The 15711-nt window shown below is 39.8% G+C and carries 12 protein-coding genes and 2 rRNA genes; 6 read left to right on the plus strand and 8 right to left on the minus strand.

Annotated features, from left to right (window positions below; translation table 11 throughout):
* Positions 1 to 27: 27 nt before the first annotated feature.
* The 6 genes from MHI20_RS14030 to MHI20_RS14055 all read right to left on the minus strand — a co-directional run bounded on the left by MHI20_RS14030 (position 28) and on the right by MHI20_RS14055 (position 5847).
* Complete coding sequence (locus MHI20_RS14030) at positions 28 to 594, minus strand: DUF4825 domain-containing protein (RefSeq protein WP_340938994.1); 567 nt, start codon at positions 592 to 594, stop codon at positions 28 to 30.
* A gap of 24 nt (positions 595 to 618) precedes the next feature.
* Positions 619 to 1665: a hypothetical protein gene (locus MHI20_RS14035; protein ID WP_340938996.1), complete on the minus strand. Its 1047-nt coding sequence runs from the start codon at positions 1663 to 1665 to the stop codon at positions 619 to 621.
* Positions 1662 to 2855 carry an ABC transporter permease gene (locus MHI20_RS14040; RefSeq protein WP_340938998.1) on the minus strand — a complete coding sequence of 398 codons (1194 nt, stop codon included), beginning with the start codon at positions 2853 to 2855 and terminating at the stop codon, positions 1662 to 1664. The genes MHI20_RS14035 and MHI20_RS14040 overlap by 4 nt, the downstream gene beginning before the upstream one ends.
* Before the next feature lies 1 nt (position 2856).
* Positions 2857 to 3543, minus strand: a complete 687-nt coding sequence (locus MHI20_RS14045; RefSeq protein WP_340939000.1) for an ABC transporter ATP-binding protein — start codon at positions 3541 to 3543, stop codon at positions 2857 to 2859.
* Positions 3536 to 5281, minus strand: coding sequence for a hypothetical protein (locus MHI20_RS14050; protein ID WP_340939002.1), 1746 nt, complete (start codon positions 5279 to 5281; stop codon positions 3536 to 3538). Before MHI20_RS14050 ends, MHI20_RS14045 begins: the two co-directional genes overlap by 8 nt.
* A gap of 86 nt (positions 5282 to 5367) precedes the next feature.
* Entirely contained in the window at positions 5368 to 5847 is a 480-nt protein-coding gene (locus MHI20_RS14055) for a hypothetical protein (protein WP_340939004.1), read from the minus strand.
* Positions 5848 to 6177: 330 nt separating this feature from the next.
* Between MHI20_RS14055 and MHI20_RS14060 the strand changes: the two genes are divergently transcribed.
* The 3 genes from MHI20_RS14060 to MHI20_RS14070 all read left to right on the plus strand — a co-directional run bounded on the left by MHI20_RS14060 (position 6178) and on the right by MHI20_RS14070 (position 8555).
* Entirely contained in the window at positions 6178 to 6621 is a 444-nt protein-coding gene (locus MHI20_RS14060; RefSeq protein ID WP_035389125.1) for a YbaK family protein, read from the plus strand.
* A gap of 58 nt (positions 6622 to 6679) precedes the next feature.
* Positions 6680 to 7393, plus strand: a complete 714-nt coding sequence (cwlD, locus tag MHI20_RS14065; RefSeq protein ID WP_017359175.1) for an N-acetylmuramoyl-L-alanine amidase CwlD — start codon at positions 6680 to 6682, stop codon at positions 7391 to 7393.
* A gap of 103 nt (positions 7394 to 7496) precedes the next feature.
* Complete coding sequence (locus MHI20_RS14070; RefSeq protein WP_340939008.1) at positions 7497 to 8555, plus strand: Mrp/NBP35 family ATP-binding protein; 1059 nt, start codon at positions 7497 to 7499, stop codon at positions 8553 to 8555.
* 38 nt (positions 8556 to 8593) lie between these two features.
* Here the strand turns inward: MHI20_RS14070 and gerD are convergent, their stop codons facing one another.
* Positions 8594 to 9172, minus strand: a complete 579-nt coding sequence (gerD, locus tag MHI20_RS14075; protein ID WP_007496366.1) for a spore germination lipoprotein GerD — start codon at positions 9170 to 9172, stop codon at positions 8594 to 8596.
* 90 nt (positions 9173 to 9262) lie between these two features.
* Between gerD and MHI20_RS14080 the strand changes: the two genes are divergently transcribed.
* The gene (locus MHI20_RS14080) at positions 9263 to 9865 is read left to right on the plus strand and encodes a KinB-signaling pathway activation protein (RefSeq protein WP_008345196.1); all 603 of its coding nucleotides are present in this window, start codon (positions 9263 to 9265) and stop codon (positions 9863 to 9865) included.
* Here the strand turns inward: MHI20_RS14080 and pdaB are convergent.
* Positions 9858 to 10622, minus strand: coding sequence for a polysaccharide deacetylase family sporulation protein PdaB (gene pdaB, locus MHI20_RS14085; protein ID WP_340939010.1), 765 nt, complete (start codon positions 10620 to 10622; stop codon positions 9858 to 9860). The genes MHI20_RS14080 and pdaB overlap by 8 nt on opposite strands.
* A gap of 374 nt (positions 10623 to 10996) precedes the next feature.
* On the opposite strand from pdaB, the gene MHI20_RS14090 reads away from it, so the two are divergent.
* Positions 10997 to 12545 (plus strand): 16S ribosomal RNA (locus MHI20_RS14090).
* Positions 12546 to 12727: 182 nt separating this feature from the next.
* A 23S ribosomal RNA gene (locus MHI20_RS14095) occupies positions 12728 to 15658 on the plus strand.
* Together the 16S and 23S rRNA genes form the textbook arrangement of a ribosomal RNA operon.
* Positions 15659 to 15711 lie beyond the last annotated feature (53 nt).

Here is a 15711-nt window from a genome sequence, read left to right on the forward strand (position 1 = left end):
TCACAGGTACTTAAAAAGTATTTTAATTTATTTATCCTTTGTTGAGTTTAAATCTTGATACAGGTCTTTTCTTGCTTTATTTGAGTTAACTAAATTATCCACTAAATCTTTTTTCCAAAGTGTTTCACTCTCTTTATATTCTAAATATGAGTGTGGTAATTTTTTTTCAAGTTGCTTTCTCTTAAAAGTCACTTTATTTTCTCTGGGCCCTTCTAATTCAAATTGTACCTCATCTAAGTTCTCAATTAAGATAAAGGCAGCTAAAGCATTGTATAGAAAGTTCTTTTTGATAGTATCATTATTGAGCCAATAGTCAGTGAATTGTTCCTCACTTATTGATGAGTTTTCTTTTAAGCCATATACAACTTTTAGCTTGTTTCCATCTACTATTTCAAATTCTTTATACATGTCTCCACCTGGAAGTATAGAGATTATAGAGCCAACAGATGAGTTGTTTCCAAGCTGTGTTTCTTTATGTTCTAGTAGCTGCTGTAAATTATCTTTTTTTTCTTGGTTATCGTTAGCGTCTTTATTACTGCACCCGGTGCTTAAAATAACAATAAACGTTAACATCAATATCAAATACTTTTTCATTATATAATGCTCCTTCAATTATAATCAATTTATTAATAAATCTATATCAGATGAGGTGTTCTCCTTAATAACCCTCTTGATAGTACCATTTTGTATTTTAAAGACTCCTTTATCAGAGAAAATATATTTTTTGTTCATAAAACCATTGATATTACCAACATCTAATTTTAACACTTCAGCTTTTGGTTTACTAAAGCTATTGGTATTATAAATTTCTAGGTAAGAAGTGTTAGAAGTTCCCGAAATGATATAGAGTTTATTATTATCAAATTGCATGAATTTAGGTGGATAAGTAGTATCTATTTTTTTTTCAAGTTTATTTTTTATAAAGTTATATGTCATTATAAGTTTAACCGGTTTTTTTTCTTTTTGAGATTTTATATTTATGTCCATTATTTCTTCTTGTAGAAGCAACCACAATTCACCATTTTTTAAGAAGGCATTTAAATCATAAGCTTTATCAAAAACTTGAGTCATTCGAAGCTTTTGAGATTTTGTATTTAGGGAGTATAAAATGGTGTTGTTATTTATTGTTAATATATATATATTGTTAGAAGTTTCATCAAAAAGCATCCTCTCCGGTAAACCTTTCAGACTCCAAGATTCAATAGGTTTTTCAATATTATCAATATTATATTTATTTAGTGTTACTTTATTGGCCTGATTTGGAGGATATGCCAGCACATAAAGATAATTATTTATAATCATGGCTTCATGTATTGGTTCTTTTATTAATCCAATCTTTTTTATTTCATCCTGATCTTGAACAAAGATCTGGTATCCATACGGCTCTAATTGTTGAGTTACTACAACTGTTTTTTTTTGCTTTTCATTATAAGTTGTTGAAGAATATAAATCTTTCTCTTTTTGAATTTTAAATTTTTTTATAATTTCCTCTTTATTGAAATTAAATACATTAATCATAGGAACACCTTTGTCTTCTGATAAATAACTAATTGATTCTCCACTATTGTTTTGAAGCTGGGTGTTTTGAGGAATAAATAACATAACTACATAGATAATTGAAATTATTGCGATCAAGATAGCAATAATCTTTAAAATTCTTTTCATGAATCATTACCTCTAATAATTTCTGTAATATGAATTGAAGATGCTTTAAGAATAGGTCTAAAACTTGAAATGAAACTAACTAATACAATTAAAATAAAACTAATGAAAATCTGTATCCATGTCATATTAACTGAAAAATCAATGTTAACTCCAATAGATTTTTCTAAGTAAGAGTTTAATAACTCAATGATAATAAAACTTGAAATAACAGAAATAACAAAAGATATTAAAGATATAAATAAAACCTCTATAGAGAATAGCTTGATAAGGTGAGACTTTTCATAACCAAAAGTTCTCATAACTCCAATTTCTTTATAACGATTTCTTAAAGATTGGCCAATAACTGATGCAATACTGACCCCTGAGAAGGCCAATAGTACAACTAAGATAATACCTCCAATAGCAATAATTATTTTAGCTACTAGTGGAATAGACTGAGAGGCTTTTAATGAATAGCCTGTGTCATAACCTAATTTCTCAATATCATTAGCAACTTGAGTTAAATTTTCCACATCATTTACAATAACAGTTCCAAACTCATAGGTTAAATTTTTTCTGTAATCTTTTAAAGGAAGACCAAGAAAATCAGCATTAAATTTTTCTACAAAATCAATACTACCTAATGATACATCATCTGGATAGTTATCTAAATAGAACTGATCAAACTTTGATTGAATCGTAGTGTTTTTGGTTTTCCGAATACCTTCCCCTTCTTTAACCTTAACCGTGTAACTAATTTTTATTTGGTCATTTGAGGCTAACTCGTCTGCTAAAGAGGAATTAATTACGATTTGATTATTGTTTATCATTTTATCTTTATTTGATGTAAAGTACTCTAATCCTTTATCATTAACCCCAACGAGATTTGTCGTCGTCTTACTGTTTTTATATTCTACTCCTACAAAAGCTTCTATCTTAGGGAATGCTGTTACAACATTATCTATTTCATTTAATTTCTTAAAAGAACCAGAAGTTAACTCATTTTCTGAGTTTGATGATATTTCTATAAGTTTGAGGCTTTGATTTTCAATAACAGTAGTATTTATACTAGCAGTAATGCTTGAAAATAATGATAATATGATATTTAATATAATGATGCTAAGAGTAATGATTGTTATAGGCGCAATGCTTTTAAACCCATTTCTCAAAAAGTTGTTCCAACTAAGTTTCAAATAATCATTTAATCTCATTTTAAACTGTATCCTCCTGAAGTATTCCAGATCGCATTGTGTAGAAATGATCGCTATATTTCGTGAAAATTGGGTTGTGAGTAACTATAACAATTCCAACTCCAGATGAAGATAACTTTTTAAAAAGTTCTATAATTTTAATTTCATTAGCTTCATCGACATTACCAGTAGGCTCGTCAGCCAGAATTAATTTGGGATTGTTTATCAATGATCTTGCTATCGCAACTCTCTGTTTTTCGCCCCCAGATAATGATCTAGGAAAGTGAGTAATTCTGTGTGATAGACCCACTAGATTTAATAATTCTTTTGCACGTTCTTCCCTTTCCTTTTTACTTATATTTTTATGAATCAATAAGGGAAGGGTTACGTTATTTAATACGTCTAAATTAGGTAATAAATTGAATTCCTGATAAATAAAACCTATAAACTCCGATCTTAATTTAGCTCTACTTCTTTCATTCAGTTCAGTCGTGAACAGTTGATTTAAACAAATAGACCCTTCTGACGGGCTATCAAGAAGCCCCATTAAATTTAATAATGTACTTTTACCTGAACCGGAAGGTCCCATTATTACACTGAAATCACCTTCCTTAACTTCAATATTTACTTTTTTGAGAATTGAAAGGTGCTGGTTTTTCAATATAAAATTTTTCTCAACATCTTTTAATTTTAGTATTGTATTACTCATTTTTTTCCCCCATTACCATTTTGTTAACGCTTGTGATTAAATATGTAGAGTACATATCAGGGAAATTTTGCTTTTCATTTAAGGTGTACCCTGTGTTCTTATATAGTACTGTTATTTGATCGGCGATTTCATTCTTATCGTATTGAATATCCAATTTTTCCATTAGTGATACTTTATAGTAAATTAAATAGGCTGCAATATCAACACTGGTATTTATATAGACATTACGTATGTCAGATTCAAGTTTTTTCAATTCGGTAGAATATAAATTAGTTCTAGCTAACGTATCTAAAAAGATTAGTGAAGTTATTTTGTTCTCTTCGTTAAAGTAATTTCCAGGATACTTTGTTATTTTGTTAATTTGGTCTTCTGTATTCACTGGCAGAAAGTCTTTATTGAAGTCCTTTTCCAAAATTAGAAGAGATCGAGTATAAAAACTCCAATTCATTACATTCTGTACATTAATAGGTTCTCTGGTTTTTTTTATTAAGTATTTTTTTAATTGCATACTTAATTGATTATTTGAGTGTTGTGCTCCAGTTAGATCTAAAAGTGTTAGGTAACTATAAATTTCTAATGCGTCTAATTTTAATAAGTCGTCTAAAGTCACCTTGGCGATATGTTTTCTAATGATGGTATTTATTTTCTTTGTTTGATCATTAGAAAATTGAGAAAGATCTTTACCAATTAAGATTGGAGTAAATGCATTGTTAAATGGTGTAATTGTTGGAAACATACCGTTATTATATTCAAAAGTTGAGTATTTGTTTAAGAAAGCATCTTTCTCTTTTGAATTGATAGTCACATTTAAATTCCTCAAAATATTCAGTTTAAAATATTCACTTTGTATGTCAGAAACTTCAATAGATAGGTATTTAATTTTATTAGATATTGATTTTAATAACTGTTTATCTGCTTTTAACATATTACTTTTATGGATATTCACATAACTGTTAATCTCTAATAAGTCATCAAAGTCTAAAGTTTTTTTAGTTATTCGTTTTCTAATTATTTCATTATTCAAATTAAATTTTTTATCAATCCCTAAAAATCCATATATGCCAAGGAGTGTTTCTAGAGTAACAAAATCCTTTGGTTTAATGTTATCAACCCACATATTTATTTTATGCTTATTCACTTTCTCGATTAAATTTAGATTCGATAGTAATTCTAGCATCATATAAGTGTGTTGCAATTTTACATCCTGATAATCTGGATTATTTTTAAATTCTTTAAATTCTTCAGATAAAAAAAAACCATTTTTATAAAAGGATTCTTTAAGAAGATATTGTGTATGTTTTTTTAATAAAGGAATTGCGTCAGTTTTACAATTTTGTATTGATTGATATGCTCTATAGACTCGTTCAATTCCAGTAAATATCATATTATCAGTTATATCTCTTGCAAAGGATTCTTTCTCCAGTTTCTTTGTTATTGTCTTACAGTAATTTTTGTCGGTTGGTTGATTCAAAAGTAAAGCAGACTGGTGGAAATAATAGGAGGTATATTCATCTTCTGTACCATTAATTGCATTTACAAGAGTAAATAATGAATCATCTTTCCAACTATATTGTATATTTTGAATACTTTGTTGTTGTTGCTGTTTCAGTTCCAAGGAGAGTTCATTGGACAATTTAGTCGTTTGTTCGATTCCCTTGTTATAAAAAAGTAAAAAATAAATTGAGAGCAGCAATATGAAGATTATTAATATTGAAATTATTTTTTGAGAAGTTTTCATTTATCATCTATCCCCGATAAAGTTTTTTACAGTCTAAAAAGTGAATACAAATGTATTCACTTTTTTGTGGTTACACATATATAATTTTAGTAAAAGCGGAATATAGAAGCTGTTGTAGAACGTTTTACACCACGAGCTAAGAAACTTGCAGTATTATTTAGGCTTCCTGTTAATGGTGCTCCAGAAATCTTATAAGACCCAGCAATGTCGGAAATCCATGCATTTTTATTAGTCCATGTCCCTGAAAGAGAGTTGCCACTAGTTGAACCGGCGCTAGCACCTTTTATAGATACACCAATACCGTTTGCTTCAATATTGTAAGAAGTCTTGACCCAATTTGCTTTTGGAGGGTTATTGCCTAGGAATTTTGCGCTTACTTTAAAGCTTTGTTTTTGTAAAAAGTTTGTGTTACTCATCCAAGCATTAGATTGAATCGAGTTACCTTTTAATTGAGGGATGGATTCTTTTGAAGAATCAGAATAAGCATTTACTGTGCCCTCTAGATTTAATGATAATATTCCAATGATTAGAAATGCAGATAATTTGATGAAAAATTTACTTTTCATTATTTTCCTCCTATGTTTTTTTTTGCAACCACATACCAAATTATATTTTTTTTAGGAAAATTGTCAATTGATTTAAAGTAAATTTAAGGTTTTTACCTATGATTTTTTATTATTTTGTTTAGTTACATTTCGAAAAAGGGGATTTTATCCTGAGTATCTGATATGTAACTTATTTCTTTAGTAAAATATAGTGTGTAATTTGTGAGATATGTTATAGATAAATGCTAATATAATCTTGTTTTAAGTTTATAAGGATAATTTTGGTACTTTACTGAACTGCATGTTTTGTTCAAACCAACGAACAATACAAACAAAAAAGGAGTTCAGTCCATGGCAGAAGTTCTTTCATTTTATCAATTGAAAACAAAACGAGATGTCACGCTTGAAAAGAAACTGTTGCGTACATTGTCTCTTCAACAGGTGACGGTCGCTTCCGAGAAATTCACGAGGAAGCTGTTCCCATTTGCAGATGATCCAGCTGGGATTATGAGTGATGGCTGTATCGATTTCGCCATTGAGGCTTTTTTAGCAGGTGGGAGATACGGTGAGTCGAGTAAGTATGGTGAATCCTTCGATGATATAAAAAAGCGGTCAGTTCATGAAGAAGATGAGCTGGTTGAGGAGCTAGCAGGGTGTTTGCAATCGTGGGGGAATATGTTCCGAATGGAGCGTAAGATGTCGTGTCTGTATCCATTTGCGAAGGAATTTTTAAGTAAGTGGTGGCAGGAAGGCTTTCGGGAATCAGAAAAAAGGCATAAGCTTCGACTGCACTAAGCATATTTCCAGCCCTTGTCCCATATCTATAAAATAATGGTGTATGGGAGGGACAGGGATGAAAAGAAAGCTGAAATGGACAGGGTTTTTAATCGGGTTTATTGTCCTCTTATTCTTATTCAGATTTCAGTTTCTAAATGATGATTCGTGGAAATCGTGGAACTTGCCTTTGAGCGGCAAGATCATCTATTTAGATCCGGGTCACGGCGGTCCAGATGGCGGTGCTGTTGGCGGCGAGTTACTCGAAAAAGAGATTGCACTGGATGTGTCCATGAAGATAAGAGACTATTTGCAGGAGCAGGGAGCGCTTGTTCTCATGACCCGGGAGGATGACTCTGATTTATCATCAAAGAATACAAAGGGTTATGCCCGAAAGAAAGCGGAGGATTTGAGAAACCGTGTGAAAGTCATCAATGAATCTGAAGCGGATCTCTATTTAAGCATTCATTTAAATGCGATCCCATCGAACAAATGGAGCGGGGCACAGACGTTCTTTTACGGAAAGTATGAAGAGAATGAAAAAGCAGCGAAGTTCATTCAAGATGAATTGCGCAACAACCTTGAAAACACAGATCGCAAGGCGAAGCGAATCAACGGGATTTATTTAATGCAAAATGTCACGAAGCCAGGAGCGCTTGTCGAAATCGGATTTTTATCGAATCCAAAAGAGGCTGGTCAGCTGGCGACTCCTAAATATCAGGATCAAATTGCTGCTTCGATTTATAAAGGCATTTTAAGATATTTAACAGAGCAAAAAGAGCCGCCTGAATAAGGGGCTTTTTCCTGTTTATCGCAGGCAAAGAGGACAGACATTGTAAGGATATGTATGATATACTTGGATTGTAAACGAATTCAATAAAGGGTGAGGTTCTGCTATGATCGGACAAGATGATGTGAGAAAACTAGTTGGGAAGATGGACGAACCTTTCCTTCATATACCGCTTGGTGAGCTGGATGCCATCAAGGAAATCAGCCTAAAGCCTGAAAAAGAGCATGTGAGCTTAAAAGTGGCGATTGCCAAAACAGGCACTGTTGAGCAGATGAAGCTGCAGCAAGACATCGTACAAGCTTTAAAAGCAGCCGGCGCGAACACTGTAGGACTTCGTTTTGAAGAACTGCCTCAAGAAACGCTTGAAAAGTTTATGCCGTCACAGGATGAGGAAGAAAATTTGCTCAACTCTAAAAATCCACCTGTGTTCTTAGCGATTGCGAGTGGAAAAGGCGGAGTTGGGAAATCAACCGTTTCCGTTAACCTGGCTGTGGCACTGGCTCGTCTAGGGAAAAAAGTGGGACTGATCGATGCTGATATTTACGGCTTTAGCGTACCGGATATGATGGGAATCACCGTCAGACCGACAGTTAAAGGGGAAAAAATTATTCCTGTGGAACGCTTTGGCGTCAAAGTGATTTCAATGGGCTTTTTTGTTGAAGAAAACGCACCGGTCATTTGGAGAGGACCGATGCTTGGTAAAATGCTAAATAACTTCTTCCACGAAGTAGAGTGGGGAGAATTAGATTACTTACTATTAGACCTTCCGCCTGGAACAGGTGATGTGGCACTTGATATTCATACGATGCTTCCGAGCTGTAAAGAAATCATTGTGACGACACCGCATCCAACAGCGGCTTTCGTTGCTGCTAGAGCAGGCGCAATGGCACTGCAAACAGATCACGAGGTGCTAGGGGTCGTTGAGAATATGAGTTACTATGAAAGCAAAAAAACAGGTGAGAAGGAATATGTCTTTGGAAAGGGCGGCGGGGACAAGCTGGCGGAGGAGCTGCGTGTATCAGTTCTTGGTCAAATCCCTTTAAGACAGCCTGATTGGAATGAGGACGATTTTGCACCTTCTGTCTATGATGCGAGTCATCCGACAGGGGAAGTGTATCAACACATTGCCAATAAAGTCATTGAACAATTAACAGTGAAAGCATAATGAAAGCCCGAGTGGACCTTGTGCCACTCGGGTGATGTTTAACTGCCGCTTCCTTGTGAACCGGAATCATTGCTGCTTTCAGAGACTGCTTTTTTTAGCTCATCTTCGAACTTCTTCTTATAGAGAGGGCTGCTTAATGTTTCTGTAATAACTTTCTCTAAGTGCTTTCTGAACTCTTTGCTTTTGACCAGTTCACCGTATTTCTTTTCCATTTCAGGATCCTTGAGAATATCCATCATCATTTGTTGATAGTCAGGGTCCTTCATCAATTGTTTTAACATCTTTTCATGCTGTTGCTGCATGGATTTTGCGAAAGTCTCGGCAAATTTAGAATCCTCAAAGACCTTCTTCCAGAACTCTTTGCCTTTATCAGAAGTCAGTGTTTTCTCTATTGTTTTTTTCACAGTTTGTTCATCCATTACCAAAGCTTCATTCATTGCCTCGTCATTTAATAACTGTTGAATGGCCTTTTTACCGTCATCTGTTTTCAAAATATCGACGACCATTTTTTTCGTTTCGTCATAGTCCATATTAGATGAGGATTGGGTTTTGGGAGCACAAGCTGTTAGAGATAAAAGAAGAAAACAGCTCATTATACGCAAGATGCCTTTTGACATACTGTGGCTCCTTTCGTTACATGTCTTACTTTTAATATGAATGTTTCACATGAATTTATACATAACAAAAATAGGGGTTGGGTCATTTCAATGAAAAGTCGGGATTTAGTTCGTTTTTTCTTCTCTGTGCTGGCTGTTGGAGCGGTCATTACAAGCGTGGTAGGTTTTGCGCTGGAGTGGGGGAAATATCAGAAGCTGTTTGTATCGTTTGAGATTTTAGAGATTGCGTCTGTGTTATTTTGGTTTATTGGTGTGGGGATGATCTTTAGTGTAATCAGTCAGATGGGGTTTGTTGTCTTTTTGACAGTGCACCGGTTTGCGCTGGAGATTTTCAGGTCGCATTCTTTATGGAATACCATTCAGTTATTCCTTGTGATTTTCGTGCTGTTTGATTTAGCTTATTTGCGATTTTTGTTTTTCGGGGAGAATGAATCATTTCTTCCATACTTGTGGCTGCCTGTTTTTATCGGTGTGTTTGCATTGATCGTGTCTTATTTTAAACAGCAGCAGTCCTCTAAGAAAACATTTATTTCTGCAATGTTTCTCATGGTCGTCATCACGTCGTTAGAATGGTTTCCGGCGCTTAGAGTCAATGAAGAGGACTGGCTATATTTAATGCTATTCCCGCTATTAGGTTGTAATGCGTTTCAGTTATTAGCTATGCCGCGGTTTTCAAAAGCAAAAGCTACTTAACCTCAGTTGACTTTGTTTTTGTATTAGAGATAAGCTCGCCAACCGTGACGTTTCTTAAATTCTTGTCTTTTAAGTGTTTTAAAATGGCTGGTAAGGCTTGAGCGGTTTGGGTGGCTGAATCTGAGGCGTGAAGGAGAATGATGTCTCCGCTTTTCATTCGATCATTTACATTATGAACAATCTGGTCGACGCCCGGGTTCAGCCAATCTTGAGAATTGATGCTGTAATGGACAACGGTATAACCATACTGTGTTGCAATTTTCAATACCGTTTCATTAAATTGCCCAGTTGGCGGTCTTAATAATTGAATGTCTTCCAGTTCAAGCTTTTGAAATGTATTTTGTGCACGGACAAGATCTTGCTTAATTTCGTTTTCTTCAAGCTGGCTATAATTTTTATATGCATAGCCAAGGCTGCCGATTTGATGGCCGTCCTCTTTAATCCTTTTCACAATATCCGGGTGACGCTCAGCCCAAGAAGCAGACAGAAAGAAAGTGGCGTTCTTTATATCGTACTCGCGGAGGACATTTAAAATAGGAACAGCCTTCTCGTCTCCCCAGCCAATATTAAACGTAAGGGCTGCGTGTTTTGATGATGTCTCTCCTTTATAAATTGCTCGGGGTCCTTGTTCTGTTTTAAATACCGACAGCGGCGGTGCCTTTTGTACATAAAAAAAGGTTGCAGCTGCAAGGGCTGCTACAAGAATAATGACTACTTGCTTCAGCCGTTTAATAGGCAACACATATAATCGACTCAATTCAAACACTCCTGCCTTGTCCAAGATTGTTACTTGATTGTATGCAGGACAAGGGTTTAACATGCACGATAAAACTATTTTAAAAAAAGTTCTGAAAAGGCGTTGACCAACAGAATGTTTTCGTGATATATTATTAATCGTCGCTGACACACAGTGACAAACACAAACGCTTCGGGAAATAAACTTGAAAAAAGTTATTGACATAAGATGAAGCGAAATGTTATATTATTAAAGCCGCTAAGAACGGCGAAGATGATCTTTGAAAACTAAACAAGACAAAACGTACCTGTTAATTCGAGTTTTTATAAAAAATCCTATGATACATCATAGGTAGTCAGTCAAACTGGCGAAAAGCAAAACTTCGGTTTTGTACTTTTTCGGAGAGTTTGATCCTGGCTCAGGACGAACGCTGGCGGCGTGCCTAATACATGCAAGTCGAGCGGACAGAAGGGAGCTTGCTCCCGGATGTTAGCGGCGGACGGGTGAGTAACACGTGGGTAACCTGCCTGTAAGACTGGGATAACTCCGGGAAACCGGAGCTAATACCGGATAGTTCCTTGAACCGCATGGTTCAAGGATGAAAGACGGTTTCGGCTGTCACTTACAGATGGACCCGCGGCGCATTAGCTAGTTGGTGAGGTAACGGCTCACCAAGGCGACGATGCGTAGCCGACCTGAGAGGGTGATCGGCCACACTGGGACTGAGACACGGCCCAGACTCCTACGGGAGGCAGCAGTAGGGAATCTTCCGCAATGGACGAAAGTCTGACGGAGCAACGCCGCGTGAGTGATGAAGGTTTTCGGATCGTAAAGCTCTGTTGTTAGGGAAGAACAAGTGCAAGAGTAACTGCTTGCACCTTGACGGTACCTAACCAGAAAGCCACGGCTAACTACGTGCCAGCAGCCGCGGTAATACGTAGGTGGCAAGCGTTGTCCGGAATTATTGGGCGTAAAGGGCTCGCAGGCGGTTTCTTAAGTCTGATGTGAAAGCCCCCGGCTCAACCGGGGAGGGTCATTGGAAACTGGGAAACTTGAGTGCAGAAGAGGAGAGTGGAATTCCACGTGTAGCGGTGAAATGCGTAGAGATGTGGAGGAACACCAGTGGCGAAGGCGACTCTCTGGTCTGTAACTGACGCTGAGGAGCGAAAGCGTGGGGAGCGAACAGGATTAGATACCCTGGTAGTCCACGCCGTAAACGATGAGTGCTAAGTGTTAGGGGGTTTCCGCCCCTTAGTGCTGCAGCTAACGCATTAAGCACTCCGCCTGGGGAGTACGGTCGCAAGACTGAAACTCAAAGGAATTGACGGGGGCCCGCACAAGCGGTGGAGCATGTGGTTTAATTCGAAGCAACGCGAAGAACCTTACCAGGTCTTGACATCCTCTGACAACCCTAGAGATAGGGCTTTCCCTTCGGGGACAGAGTGACAGGTGGTGCATGGTTGTCGTCAGCTCGTGTCGTGAGATGTTGGGTTAAGTCCCGCAACGAGCGCAACCCTTGATCTTAGTTGCCAGCATTCAGTTGGGCACTCTAAGGTGACTGCCGGTGACAAACCGGAGGAAGGTGGGGATGACGTCAAATCATCATGCCCCTTATGACCTGGGCTACACACGTGCTACAATGGACAGAACAAAGGGCTGCGAGACCGCAAGGTTTAGCCAATCCCACAAATCTGTTCTCAGTTCGGATCGCAGTCTGCAACTCGACTGCGTGAAGCTGGAATCGCTAGTAATCGCGGATCAGCATGCCGCGGTGAATACGTTCCCGGGCCTTGTACACACCGCCCGTCACACCACGAGAGTTTGCAACACCCGAAGTCGGTGAGGTAACCTTTATGGAGCCAGCCGCCGAAGGTGGGGCAGATGATTGGGGTGAAGTCGTAACAAGGTAGCCGTATCGGAAGGTGCGGCTGGATCACCTCCTTTCTAAGGATATATGGAGCAGCGTACGTTTTTCGTCTTGTTTAGTTTTGAAGGATCATTCCTTCAAACATGTCTCTAGCGAGACAGGATTGTTCTTTGAAAACTAGATAACAATAAGTAATACATTCACATTGAATGCAATGCAAAGTTCATCACACATAGTGATTCTTTCTAAAGTAAGAAATGGTTAAGTTAGAAAGGGCGCACGGTGGATGCCTTGGCACTAGGAGCCGATGAAGGACGGGACGAACACCGATATGCTTCGGGGAGCTGTAAGCAAGCTTTGATCCGGAGATTTCCGAATGGGGAAACCCACTGCTCGTAATGGAGTAGTATCCATACTTGAATACATAGAGTATGAGAAGGCATACCCGGGGAACTGAAACATCTAAGTACCCGGAGGAAGAGAAAGCAAATGCGATTCCCTGAGTAGCGGCGAGCGAAACGGGAACAGCCCAAACCAAGAGGCTTGCCTCTTGGGGTTGTAGGACACTCTATACGGAGTTACAAAGGAACGATATAAGCGAAGAGGTCTGGAAAGGCCCGCCAAAGAAGGTAACAGCCCTGTAACTGAAATGTTGTTCTCTCCAGAGTGGATCCTGAGTACGGCGGAACACGTGAAATTCCGTCGGAATCCGGGAGGACCATCTCCCAAGGCTAAATACTCCCTAGTGACCGATAGTGAACCAGTACCGTGAGGGAAAGGTGAAAAGCACCCCGGAAGGGGAGTGAAATAGATCCTGAAACCGTGTGCCTACAAGTAGTCAGAGCCCGTTAACGGGTGATGGCGTGCCTTTTGTAGAATGAACCGGCGAGTTACGATCCCGTGCAAGGTTAAGCAGAAGATGCGGAGCCGCAGCGAAAGCGAGTCTGAATAGGGCGCATGAGTACGTGGTCGTAGACCCGAAACCAGGTGATCTACCCATGTCCAGGGTGAAGTTCAGGTAACACTGAATGGAGGCCCGAACCCACGCACGTTGAAAAGTGCGGGGATGAGGTGTGGGTAGGGGTGAAATGCCAATCGAACCTGGAGATAGCTGGTTCTCTCCGAAATAGCTTTAGGGCTAGCCTCAAGGTAAGAGTCTCGGAGGTAGAGCACTGATTGGACTAGGGGCCCCTACCGGGTTACCGAATTCAGTCAAACTCCGAATGCCGATGACTTATCCTTGGGAGTCAGACTGCGAGTGATAAGATCCGTAGTCGAAAGGGAAACAGCCCAGACCGCCAGCTAAGGTCCCAAAGTATACGTTAAGTGGAAAAGGATGTGGAGTTGCTTAGACAACCAGGATGTTGGCTTAGAAGCAGCCACCATTTAAAGAGTGCGTAATAGCTCACTGGTCGAGTGACTCTGCGCCGAAAATGTACCGGGGCTAAACGTATCACCGAAGCTGCGGACTGTTCTTACGAACAGTGGTAGGAGAGCGTTCTAAGTGCAGTGAAGTCAGACCGGAAGGACTGGTGGAGCGCTTAGAAGTGAGAATGCCGGTATGAGTAGCGAAAGACGGGTGAGAATCCCGTCCACCGAATGCCTAAGGTTTCCTGAGGAAGGCTCGTCCGCTCAGGGTTAGTCGGGACCTAAGCCGAGGCCGAAAGGCGTAGGCGATGGACAACAGGTTGATATTCCTGTACCACCTCCTCACCATTTGAGCAATGGGGGGACGCAGGAGGATAGGGTAAGCGCGGTATTGGATATCCGCGTCCAAGCAGTTAGGCTGGGAAATAGGCAAATCCGTTTCCCGTGAAGGCTGAGCTGTGATGGCGAGCGAAATTTAGTAGCGAAGTTCCTGATTCCACACTGCCAAGAAAAGCCTCTAGCGAGGTGAGAGGTGCCCGTACCGCAAACCGACACAGGTAGGCGAGGAGAGAATCCTAAGGTGATCGAGAGAACTCTCGTTAAGGAACTCGGCAAAATGACCCCGTAACTTCGGGAGAAGGGGTGCTTCTTAGGGTGTTAAAGCCCCGAGAAGCCGCAGTGAATAGGCCCAGGCGACTGTTTAGCAAAAACACAGGTCTCTGCGAAGCCGTAAGGCGAAGTATAGGGGCTGACGCCTGCCCGGTGCTGGAAGGTTAAGAGGAGCGCTTAGCGTAAGCGAAGGTGCGAATTGAAGCCCCAGTAAACGGCGGCCGTAACTATAACGGTCCTAAGGTAGCGAAATTCCTTGTCGGGTAAGTTCCGACCCGCACGAAAGGCGCAACGATCTGGGCACTGTCTCAACGAGAGACTCGGTGAAATTATAGTACCTGTGAAGATGCAGGTTACCCGCGACAGGACGGAAAGACCCCGTGGAGCTTTACTGCAGCCTGATATTGAATGTTGGTACAGCTTGTACAGGATAGGTAGGAGCCTTGGAAACCGGAGCGCTAGCTTCGGTGGAGGCATCGGTGGGATACTACCCTGGCTGTATTGACCTTCTAACCCGCTGCCCTTATCGGGCAGGGAGACAGTGTCAGGTGGGCAGTTTGACTGGGGCGGTCGCCTCCTAAAATGTAACGGAGGCGCCCAAAGGTTCCCTCAGAATGGTTGGAAATCATTCGCAGAGTGTAAAGGCACAAGGGAGCTTGACTGCGAGACCTACAAGTCGAGCAGGGACGAAAGTCGGGCTTAGTGATCCGGTGGTTCCGCATGGAAGGGCCATCGCTCAACGGATAAAAGCTACCCCGGGGATAACAGGCTTATCTCCCCCAAGAGTCCACATCGACGGGGAGGTTTGGCACCTCGATGTCGGCTCATCGCATCCTGGGGCTGTAGTCGGTCCCAAGGGTTGGGCTGTTCGCCCATTAAAGCGGTACGCGAGCTGGGTTCAGAACGTCGTGAGACAGTTCGGTCCCTATCCGTCGCGGGCGCAGGAAATTTGAGAGGAGCTGTCCTTAGTACGAGAGGACCGGGATGGACGCACCGCTGGTGTACCAGTTGTTCTGCCAAGGGCATCGCTGGGTAGCTATGTGCGGACGGGATAAGTGCTGAAAGCATCTAAGCATGAAGCCCCCCTCAAGATGAGATTTCCCATTCCGCAAGGAAGTAAGATCCCTGAAAGATGATCAGGTTGATAGGTCTGAGGTGGAAGCGTGGTGACACGTGGAGCTGACAGATACTAATAGATCGAGGACTTAACCTATATTCTAATGTGAAAAATGAACATTGTTATCTAGTTTTGAGAGAACATTCTCT

The organism is Bacillus sp. FSL K6-1106 (assembly GCF_038005245.1).
GTDB lineage: Bacteria > Bacillota > Bacilli > Bacillales > Bacillaceae > Bacillus > Bacillus altitudinis.